Genomic DNA, 9512 nt, shown 5'->3' with positions numbered 1-9512 from the left:
CAGTGGAGAAACCGCGCAATGCCGCTTCACGCATGATCGCGTGCTTGGGCTTGATCGCCGGGATCATGTCTGCAAACGCACGCAACGAATCGCGCAGGGTGTCGGCAGCGTCGAACAGCGGCTCTTTGTCTTCCTGATTGTCCTTGTTGTAGGCCAGAGGTTGGCCTTTCATCAAGGTCAGCAGGCCCATCAGCGCGCCGAACACACGGCCGCTCTTGCCGCGCACCAACTCCGGTACATCGGGGTTTTTCTTTTGCGGCATGATCGAGCTGCCGGTGCAAAAGCGGTCCGGCAGGTCGATGAACTGGAATTGCGCACTGGTCCACAGCACCAGCTCTTCGGAGAAGCGCGACAGGTGCATCATCGCAATGCTGGCGGCGGCGCAGAATTCGATGGCGAAGTCGCGGTCCGACACGCCGTCCAGTGAGTTGCCGCCCACGGCGTCGAAACCCAACAGCTGCGCGGTGTATTCGCGGTCTATCGGGTAAGTGGTGCCGGCCAATGCCGCGCTGCCCAACGGCATGCGGTTGGCGCGCTTGCGGCAGTCCACCAGGCGCTCGTAGTCGCGGCTGAGCATTTCGAACCAGGCCAGCAAGTGGTGGCCGAAGGTCACAGGCTGCGCGGTTTGCAAGTGGGTGAAACCGGGCATGATGGTGCCGGACTCACGCTCGGCCTGCTCCAGCAGACCTTTTTGCAGGCGGGTGATTTCGGCCAGGATCAGGTCGATCTCGTCGCGCAGCCACAGGCGGATATCGGTGGCCACCTGGTCGTTACGGCTGCGACCGGTGTGCAGTTTCTTGCCGGTCACACCGATGCGGTCGGTGAGGCGCGCCTCGATATTCATGTGCACGTCTTCCAGGTCGACGCGCCAGTCGAACGTGCCGGCTTCGATCTCACCGCGGATGGTGGTCAGGCCGTCGATGATGCTGTCGCGCTCGGCGTCGGTCAGCACGCCGACCTTGGCCAGCATCGTGGCGTGGGCGATCGAGCCCATGATGTCGTGGCGGTACAGGCGCTGGTCGAAGGTGACGGAGGCGGTGAAGCGCGCGACGAAGGCGTCGACGGGTTCACTGAAGCGGCCGCCCCAGGACTGGTTGGTCTTGTCGGTGCTCATGGATTCGCTCGTGATCTGCTTAAAAAGAGGCGTGGAGGTGTGCCGCCGATAATAACAGGGTTGCCCGTTGAGGCGATGCTACGGGTGATCGGCATTTTTATTTGCGCCAAGGATGGCTAAGTGCCTTGCCGCCGAACGCATCCGGGACGAGACTGGGGGCAGGCGTTAATTGAAACGATATTTGACGATTGAGCAATATCGTCTCAGCGAGCGTCTACAGTTGCACTGATAGAGCGTGAATGCACCAAAGTCGGGTGATGCGGTCATAGCCCAGACTATCCATTAAAAAAGGGGGGTATTCGGATTGTGTATCAGCAAACCCTACGACGATGCCCAAAGGCAGCAGGTCTTGGGCGCAATTGAACAGGTCCGGGTAAATTTGGGTGCCGCTGCCGGGGCACTTTTTGCCGCTCGCGCTAGTCTTAACGTGGATCGCTGTGACGCAAGTCACCGCACCTGTCTACGCTATCCTTGTGCGAGACTCACGCAGGAATCCAGCGCAATATGAATGTCCTGATCGTTGATGACGAACCCCAAGCCCGCGAGCGACTGAGCCGTTTGGTCAGTGAACTCGAGGGTTATACAGTCCTTGAACCGAGCGCCACCAACGGCGAAGAGGCGTTGACGCTGATCGACAGCCTCAAGCCGGACGTGGTGTTGCTCGATATCCGCTTGCCGGGCCTTGATGGCCTGCAAGTCGCCGCCCGTTTGAGTGAGCGAGAATCGCCACCTGCCGTGGTGCTGTGTGCCGCTCAAGAAGAGTTTTCCACCGAGACCCTGGAAGCCAGCGGTGTCAGCTTCATCGTCAAGCCGGTGGCGAGTGAAGCATTGCTCAAGGCCCTTAAGAAGGCCGAGCGACCAAACCGCGTGCAACTCGCTGCGCTGACCCAGCCGGCCGCCCAAAGTGGCAATGGGCCGCGCAGCCATATCAGCGCGCGGACCCGCAAGGGCATCGAGCTGATCCCGTTGGACCAGGTGGTCTACTTTATTGCCGATCACAAGTACGTGACCCTGCGTCACGAGACCGGCGAAGTGTTGCTCGACGAGCCGCTCAAGGCCCTTGAAGATGAGTTTGGCGACCGCTTCGTGCGCATCCACCGCAACGCACTGGTGGCGCGCGAGCGAATAGAACGCTTGCAGCGCACGCCTTTGGGGCACTTTCAGTTGTTCCTTAAAGGGCTTAACGGTGATGCCTTGATCGTCAGCCGACGTCATGTCGCCGGCGTGCGCAAGATGATGCAGCAGCTTTAGCCCAAGGGCTGTAGCGAGGCCTGCATTCCGATATCCCGGTGCGACGTGGCCAGGGAGGCCCCGCACTTGCTGATTCAAATCAAAGCGTGTTTGCCTGAGCTGTTATTATCTGCCGTATCTATTCAGTACGGATTGATCCATGTCCTCTCGCGAAATCCGCATCGCCACTCGTAAAAGCGCCCTGGCCTTGTGGCAGGCCGAATACGTCAAAGCACGCCTTGAACAGGCTCATCCAGGCCTCAAAGTATCACTGGTGCCCATGGTGAGTCGCGGCGACAAGCTGCTTGACTCACCCCTGTCGAAGATCGGCGGCAAGGGCTTGTTCGTCAAGGAACTGGAAACCGCGCTGCTCGAAAACCAAGCCGACATCGCCGTGCATTCGATGAAAGACGTGCCCATGGACTTCCCCGAAGGCCTGGGCCTTTTTTGCATCTGCGAGCGTGAAGACCCGCGTGATGCCTTTGTGTCCAACACCTATGCATCCCTGGATGAGCTGCCGCTGGGCAGTATCGTCGGCACCTCCAGCCTGCGTCGACAAGCGCAATTGCTGACCCGTCGCCCGGACCTGCAGATTCGTTTTTTGCGCGGCAACGTCAACACCCGATTGGCCAAGTTGGACGCCGGCGAATATGACGCGATCATCCTTGCGGCTGCCGGCTTGATCCGCCTGGGCTTCGAAGACCGCATCACCTCGGCCATCAGCGTCGAAGACAGCTTGCCAGCCGGCGGGCAGGGCGCAGTCGGCATTGAATGCCGCACCGCCGACAGCGAAATCCATGCCTTGCTCAAACCCCTCGACCACCACGACACCGAAGTGCGTGTCACTGCTGAACGTGCCCTCAACAAGCACCTCAACGGTGGCTGCCAAGTGCCGATTGCCTGCTACGCGGTGCTTGAAGGTGAAAACCTCTGGCTGCGTGGCTTGGTCGGTGATCCGGACGGCGGCACGTTGCTCACCGCCGAGGTGCGTGGGCCACAACGTGACGCGACCGCCTTGGGTATCCAGGTCGCAGAAGAGTTGCTGGGCAAGGGCGCCGGCGCCATTCTGCAAAAAGTCTACGGCGAGGCCGGCCCGCAGTGACCGATTGGCGCGTGCTGCTGACGCGGCCCGCTGAAGAGTCGGCGGCCGTGGCTGCGTTGTTGGCCCAAGCTGGTATTTTCAGCAGCAGCCTGCCGTTGCTGGATACCGAAGCTTTGCCCGCCACGCCCGAGCAACGGGCTGTTTTTGCTGACCTGGGCCGCTATAGCGCGGTGATTGTGGTGAGCAAACCGGCTGCACGCCTGGCTGTGCAGCAATTGCAGCAGCCCTGGCCATCGTTGCCGTGGTTCAGTGTGGGCGCTGCCACTGCGCAGGTACTGGCCGATCACGGTCTCAACGTTCACTATCCGCAAACCGGCGACGACAGCGAGGCCTTGCTTCAATTGCCGGCCTTGCGCGAAGCTGCCGCGCAGCCCGGTGCCCGGGTGTTGATCCTGCGTGGCGAGGGCGGCCGGGAGTTGCTGGCTGAGCGTTTGCGTGAGCAAGGTGCTAGTGTCGATTATCTGGAGTTGTATCGTCGTTTCCTCCCGGCTTACCCCGCCGGGGCGCTGATGCAACGCATCCAGTTGGAACGCTTGAACGGCCTGGTGGTCAGCAGTGGGCAGGGTTTTTTACACCTGCAAGCCCTGGCCGGCCCCGATTGGCCGAAGGTGGCTCAGCTGCCGTTGTTCGTGCCCAGCCCTCGCGTGTCTGAAATGGCGCGGGCCGCTGGTGCAGAAAAAGTTGTGGATTGTCGCGGCGCGAGTGCCGCGGCTTTGTTAGTGGCGTTGCGCAGCGCTGCCTCATAAGGCATGCGGCGCCCACTCTCTGATACGCAAAGGACGGATACGTGAGCGAAACAACCTTGCCTAAAGATGACACCCAACCCGCACTTGATGCGCCGGTTGAGTCGCAGGTCGCCGCGCCACGCCGTGGCAATGGCCTGGCGGTTGTGGCCCTGTTGCTCGGTGCCGCAGGCGTCGCCGCCGGTGGCTGGGGGATCTGGCAGGTCCGTGCCCTGCAAGCCAGCAGCCAGCAGCAGCTGGGCCAGGTACAGACCCTTGATGATCAATCCCAATCCCTCAAGCAAAGCCAGCAACAGCTGGCGGCGCGCCTGGCGCAGTTGCCTGGGGCGGACGAGCTTGAGGAGCGCCGCCGCCTGGTCGCCCAATTGCAGGGTGACCAGCAGCGTCTGAGCCAACGCCTTGAAACCGTGCTGGGCGCCAGTCGCCAGGACTGGCGCCTGGCTGAAGCCGAACACCTGATCCGCCTGGCCAGCTTGCGCCTCTCTGCCTTGCAGGACATCAACAGCGCCCAGTCACTGGTCCAGGGTGCTGACGAAATTCTGCGCGAACAGAGTGACCCAGGCGCCTACGCCGCCCGCGAGCAGTTGGCCAAGAGCCTTGCCGCGCTACGCAGTACCGAGCAACCCGACCGCACCGGTTTGTACCTGCAACTGGCGGCACTGCGCGATCAGGTCGTAGCGCTTGCGGCTATCGCACCGGAGTATCAGCTCACTGAACCTGCGTCCGAAGGGCGCTCGACCACCGATACGGAAAATCGCCTGAGCCAGTGGTGGGAGCAGATCTCTCGTTACTTCCGAATCGACTTCAACCCCGATGACAACATTCGCCCGTTGCTCGCCGGCCAAGGCCTGAATCAGGTGCGCCTGGCGCTGAGCCTGGCGCTGGAGCAAGCCCAGTGGGCCGCACTTAACGGCGAAACGGCGGTGTACAGCCGCTCGCTGGGTGAAGCGCGCAGCGTGCTGCAGGACAACTTCAATCAGGACAACCCGCAGAGCAAGGCGATGCTGGCGCGCATTGCCGAGCTCGAGCCCAAGGCGGTTTCGGTGGTGACGCCGGACCTGGCCAGCAGCCTGGCCGCAGTGCAGGCCTACCTTGAGCGCCGTCATCTGTCTGCCGATGAAGCCAAGGCGTCGGCGGGCACGCCGGCGACCCAGGAGTAGAGCCGATGAAGCGTTTTTATGTGATCCTGGTGTTGGCGGTTGCGATCGCTCTGGCACTGGGCGTGGGTATTTCGAAACACACCGGCTACGTGCTGATTACCTATCCCCATCTGCTGCATTACGAATCGAGCCTGTGGGCCACGCTGGTGGCGGTGTTTGCCGTCTTTCTGGTGATCTACCTGCTGCGTGTGCTGCTCAGCTTGCTCACCACCTCCGGTGGCGTAGTCAACCCATGGTCGCGGCGTAACCGCAGCCGTCGTGTGCAGATAGCCATCGAGCAAGGCCAGATGGACCTCGCCGAGGGCCGCTGGGCCAGCGCCGAACGTCACCTGCACCGCGCTGCTGAAGCCGAGCGTCAGCCGTTGTTGTACTACCTCGGCGCCGCACGTGCTGCCAACGAACTGGGCCGGTATGCGGAGTCCGACGGTTTGCTGGAGCGTGCCTTGGAACGCCAGCCACAGGCGGAACTGGCTGTGGCCCTGAGCCATGCGCAACTGCAGATGGACCGTGGCGACACTGAAGGTGCGTTGGTGACGTTGCAAGCGATGTACGAGCGTCACCCACATAACGCGCAGGTCTTGCGCCAATTGCAGCGTCTGCATCAGCAGCGGGGCGATTGGCCGTCGGTGATTCGCTTGTTACCCGAACTGCGAAAGGACAAGGTGCTTCCCGCTCCCGAGCTGGCTGAGCTTGAGCGCCGTGCCTGGGGTGAAAACCTTGGGCTGGCGGTCGAGCGTGAACAGCAGGGCGAAGCCGGGTTGCAGTCTTTGGAGAGAGCGTGGGAGCAACTGACCTCCGCCCAGCGCCAGGAACCGCAACTGGTGTTGGCTTACGCTGAGCAACTGCGTCGGCTGGGTGCTGACACCAAGGCCGAAGAAGTGCTGCGTGGCGCAATCAAGCGCGGCTATGACAGCCATCTGATCCGGCTTTACGGTTTGTTGCGTGGCAGTGACCCGGGCCGTCAGCTGAAATTTGCCGAAGGCTGGCTCAAAGACCATCCGGGGGATGCCAGCCTGTTGTTGACACTGGGTCGCCTGTGTCTGCAAAACAGTCTGTGGGGCAAAGCACGCGACTATCTGGAAAGCAGCCTGCAAGTGCAGCGTAATCCCGAAGCCTGTGCCGAGTTGGCGCGCTTGCTGGCCCAACTGGGCGACACCGAGCGCAGCAACCAGTTGTTCCAGGAAGGTCTGGGGCTTCTGGACAGCCGCTTGCTGGCATCACCGCTGCCGGTGCCTGCGCGAGTGTAGGAATGAAGGTCAAGGTTGGCCGGACCTTTCTGAGGGCCAACCTTTCTTTATCGCGTAAAACCCGGGCGCTAAAGCTCTACGTAGCAAATTCCTACCGCCAACTGCTTGAAGTCATCCAGGTTCTGACGGCATATCCCCAGGCTGTTGCGGAATTGTCTGCTCTGGCGCGTATTGAAAGGAGTCAGGCCTTTACTCTACCGTAAGGGTCTATCTCCTGCGGTACGGATGACAATGTCTTTGGCCCCTTCACGCTCTCTGTTTCTCCTGGCGTTCTTGGCTGGTGCGCTGACGTTGGGTGCGTCTTTTTATCTTGAGTTCGGCGCGCTCTTGCGTCCTTGCTTCCTGTGTCAGGTGCAGCGCATCTTTTTGGCCGCATTCACTCTGATTAACCTGGCTGCGGCGATTCATAACCCAAAACGTTCAGGGGTCTACCTATACGGGTTGGCCAGCATGGGCTGCGCAATGCTCGGGGCCATCACTGCGGTACGCCAGGTGCTGCTACAAAATGCCGCGCCGGAGCAGGCCAATGATTGCTGGCCCAGCCTTCACTACATGATTGAAAACCTGTCGTTATGGCAAGCACTGCAACTGACTGTAAAAGGCACCGTGGACTGCGTAGAGCTCAACTGGACACTGTTTGACCTGAGCCTGCCCGAATGGAGCCTGTTGTTCTTTTTGGCGATGCTGGTGCTCGGCATCATGCAGTTTTCACGATTGTTGCCGGGCCGTCGCTTGCACCCTGCGAGGTATTGAAAATTCGCCGTAATGTGTAGGACGGGATTAAACACTTGTATGAACTTTCTCTCCTGCGTACCTTGAAGCCATAGTCATGCGGGCATAATCTGGCCCGCACGCGTTATAGAAACCGTTTGTGACATGCGGCCTTGTCCGGCTCCCGCCTCAATGTTTGAGGTGTTGCGCGGGCACAGGCGGCAGCGCCCCTATAGGGAAGAGAGATCACCATGCTGGAAAGTTGTCAGAATGCTCAGGAACGCTGGGGTGGAGTGCACAAGCTGATCGACAGCTGGTTGAAGGCACGTCACGAACTGGTTCGAGCCTTTGATGCTCTTGGCGCCAAGCCCGAGGCACTGGCTGAGAATCGCAAACCGTTGCAAGAGTTCTGCGGCGTGCTGATGGATTACGTATCTACGGGCCACTTTGGTGTCTACGATCAACTGACCAAGGAGGCTAAAGCCTTTGGCGATGATCGAGGGTTGGAGCTGGCTGATACTATCTATCCGCGCTTGGAGGCTATCACTGAGAAACTCGTTGCCTTTAACGACCTGTGTGATGCCGGCAAGTGTGTCATTGAGAAATTCAAAGAGCTGGGTGGGTTGCTGCATGAGCGCTTCGAGTTGGAAGACTGTCTGATCGAAGTGCTGCACAACGCTCACAAAGAAGAGTCGGCCGCCCAGGCTTGACCCTCAGAGTGAGATAAAAAAACGGTGCGCATGGCGCACCGTTTTTTATTGGGTCAGTGGCGAGTGCCGAGCAATTCGATCTCGAACACCAGTGGCGTATACGGCGGGATCAACTCACCCGCACCGTCGGCGCCATAGGCCTGGGCGGAGGGGATTACCAAGCGCCATTTCGCGCCTACCGGCATCTGCTGCAGCGCGCTGCTCCAACCACTGATCACACTGTCCAGACGAAACCATTGGGGCTGCGTGCTCTTGTCGAAGACTGTCCCATCGGGCAGCCGTCCTACGTAATTTACGTGCACCTCATCACTGGCCAGCGGTTTGCTGCCGTTGCCGGGTGCCAGCTCGGTTAGCAGGATGCCATCTGCCAGTTCACGCACGCCGCTGACGGATTTTTCCTTGGCTAAAAACTGCTGTTCGGCAGCGAGGGCTTTTTCGCTTTGTGGAACCTCGGCGTCGGCAGCGTTTTGTGCTTCGTGTTGCGCAAGGATCTGTTCGATGCGTGCATCGTCCAGCGCCAATGGCTTGCCCTGATAGGCTTGCTTGAGGCCATCGAGCAGGGCTTGGATCTGCAGGTCGGGAACCTGCTGGCGCAAGCGCTCGCCGAGGCTTGCGCCCAAACTGTAGGCAAGGTCGTGTGGGTCTGGGGCGGTGGTTTTGGACGGCGATTGCTCGCCTGCATTGGCCACGCCAATCGCCAAGCCAAGCACTAAAAAAAGATAACGCGACATGCTGTTTCTCCCGCCGAAAGTGCGACGGATTATGCCAGTGTGAGTGGGCAAAAAGTGCCGCAGTTTTTTGTTATATCGATAAGAATTTACTCACGGTGCAACGCAAGGCAAACGATACTGTCAACATGCCCTAGCGGCGGTAAGAGCAGAGGGCTAGTATGAGCCGCACCCACGTCAGCCAGGAGGTAAACCATGTCGGCCAAACAGAAGCCTGTTAATACCCCGTTGCATTTACTCCAACAACTTTCGGGCAGCTTGCTCGAACATCTGGAAAGCGCATGTTCCCAAGCGTTGGCCGATGCAGAAAAACTGCTCGCCAAACTGGAAAAACAACGCGGTAAAGCGCAAGAAAAGCTGCACAAATCCCGCACCAAACTGCAAGACGCCGCGACTGCCGGCAAAGCCAAGGCACAAGCCAAAGCCAAAGACGCGGTCAAAGAACTTGAGGACCTGCTGGACGCTCTCAAGGATCGCCAAGCTGAAACCCGCACTTACATTTCCCAACTCAAAAAAGATGCTCAGGAAAGCCTGAAACTGGCCCAGGGCGTTGGTCGAGTGAAAGAAGCTGTGGCTAAAGTATTGGGCGCCCGCACACCGGCAAAAGCTGCCGCGTCGAAAGCTCCAGCCAAGGCTGCGGCCAAGCCAGCTGCAAAAACTGCTGCTGCAAAACCAGCGGCCAAGCCAGCTGCTAAAACCGCTGCTGCAAAACCAGCGGCCAAGCCAGCTGCTAAAACCGCTGCTGCAAAACCAGCGGCCAAGCCAGC

General features: G+C 59.9%; 10 protein-coding genes. 8 read left to right on the top strand and 2 right to left on the bottom strand.

The window, feature by feature from the left end; translation table 11 throughout:
• Positions 1–1114, bottom strand: a 1114-nt coding sequence (argH, locus tag FEM54_RS15665; protein WP_138451799.1) for an argininosuccinate lyase, incomplete at its 3' end; no start/stop codon positions are given.
• A 504-nt stretch (positions 1115–1618) separates the two neighbouring features.
• Between argH and FEM54_RS15660 the strand changes: the two genes are divergently transcribed.
• The 7 genes from FEM54_RS15660 (at position 1619) to FEM54_RS15630 (ending at position 8017) form a co-directional block, all read left to right on the top strand.
• Positions 1619–2365 (top strand): LytR/AlgR family response regulator transcription factor, encoded by a 747-nt coding sequence (locus FEM54_RS15660; RefSeq protein WP_099550278.1) that lies wholly within the window; start codon positions 1619–1621, stop codon positions 2363–2365.
• 139 nt (positions 2366–2504) lie between these two features.
• The gene (gene hemC / locus FEM54_RS15655; protein WP_138451797.1) at positions 2505–3446 is read left to right on the top strand and encodes a hydroxymethylbilane synthase; all 942 of its coding nucleotides are present in this window, start codon (positions 2505–2507) and stop codon (positions 3444–3446) included.
• Complete coding sequence (locus tag FEM54_RS15650; protein WP_138451795.1) at positions 3443–4192, top strand: uroporphyrinogen-III synthase; 750 nt, start codon at positions 3443–3445, stop codon at positions 4190–4192. The genes hemC and FEM54_RS15650 overlap by 4 nt, the downstream gene beginning before the upstream one ends.
• A 41-nt stretch (positions 4193–4233) precedes the next feature.
• Positions 4234–5349: a uroporphyrinogen-III C-methyltransferase gene (locus FEM54_RS15645; RefSeq protein ID WP_138451793.1), complete on the top strand. Its 1116-nt coding sequence runs from the start codon at positions 4234–4236 to the stop codon at positions 5347–5349.
• A 5-nt stretch (positions 5350–5354) separates the two neighbouring features.
• Positions 5355–6596 carry a heme biosynthesis protein HemY gene (locus tag FEM54_RS15640; RefSeq protein WP_138451791.1) on the top strand — a complete coding sequence of 414 codons (1242 nt, stop codon included), beginning with the start codon at positions 5355–5357 and terminating at the stop codon, positions 6594–6596.
• A 231-nt stretch (positions 6597–6827) separates the two neighbouring features.
• A complete protein-coding gene (locus FEM54_RS15635; RefSeq protein WP_138451789.1) occupies positions 6828–7349 on the top strand; it encodes a disulfide bond formation protein B in 522 nt (173 codons plus the stop codon).
• Positions 7350–7558: 209 nt separating this feature from the next.
• Complete coding sequence (locus FEM54_RS15630) at positions 7559–8017, top strand: Rsd/AlgQ family anti-sigma factor (protein WP_017135007.1); 459 nt, start codon at positions 7559–7561, stop codon at positions 8015–8017.
• Positions 8018–8070: 53 nt separating this feature from the next.
• Here FEM54_RS15630 and FEM54_RS15625 read toward each other — a convergent pair whose 3' ends face one another.
• The gene (locus tag FEM54_RS15625; RefSeq protein ID WP_017135008.1) at positions 8071–8748 is read right to left on the bottom strand and encodes an FKBP-type peptidyl-prolyl cis-trans isomerase; all 678 of its coding nucleotides are present in this window, start codon (positions 8746–8748) and stop codon (positions 8071–8073) included.
• Between the two features lie 192 nt (positions 8749–8940).
• On the opposite strand from FEM54_RS15625, the gene FEM54_RS34055 reads away from it, so the two are divergent.
• Positions 8941–9512: AlgP family protein (locus FEM54_RS34055; protein ID WP_205894414.1), on the top strand; the 572-nt coding region annotated here is incomplete at its 3' end.

This window comes from Pseudomonas edaphica (genome assembly GCF_005863185.1).
Lineage (GTDB): Bacteria > Pseudomonadota > Gammaproteobacteria > Pseudomonadales > Pseudomonadaceae > Aquipseudomonas > Aquipseudomonas edaphica.
Note: the sequence above shows the minus strand (reverse complement) of the source record. Positions and strands in the feature narration are given on the sequence as shown.

Coding starts and splice junctions, on each gene's coding strand:
- FEM54_RS15630 (WP_017135007.1), top strand. CDS start 7,559: ATGCTGGAAAGTTGTCAGAATGCTCAGGAACGCTGGGGTGGAGTGCAC.
- FEM54_RS15640 (WP_138451791.1), top strand. CDS start 5,355: ATGAAGCGTTTTTATGTGATCCTGGTGTTGGCGGTTGCGATCGCTCTG.
- FEM54_RS15625 (WP_017135008.1), bottom strand. CDS start 8,748: ATGTCGCGTTATCTTTTTTTAGTGCTTGGCTTGGCGATTGGCGTGGCC.
- FEM54_RS15635 (WP_138451789.1), top strand. CDS start 6,828: ATGTCTTTGGCCCCTTCACGCTCTCTGTTTCTCCTGGCGTTCTTGGCT.
- FEM54_RS15660 (WP_099550278.1), top strand. CDS start 1,619: ATGAATGTCCTGATCGTTGATGACGAACCCCAAGCCCGCGAGCGACTG.
- hemC (WP_138451797.1), top strand. CDS start 2,505: ATGTCCTCTCGCGAAATCCGCATCGCCACTCGTAAAAGCGCCCTGGCC.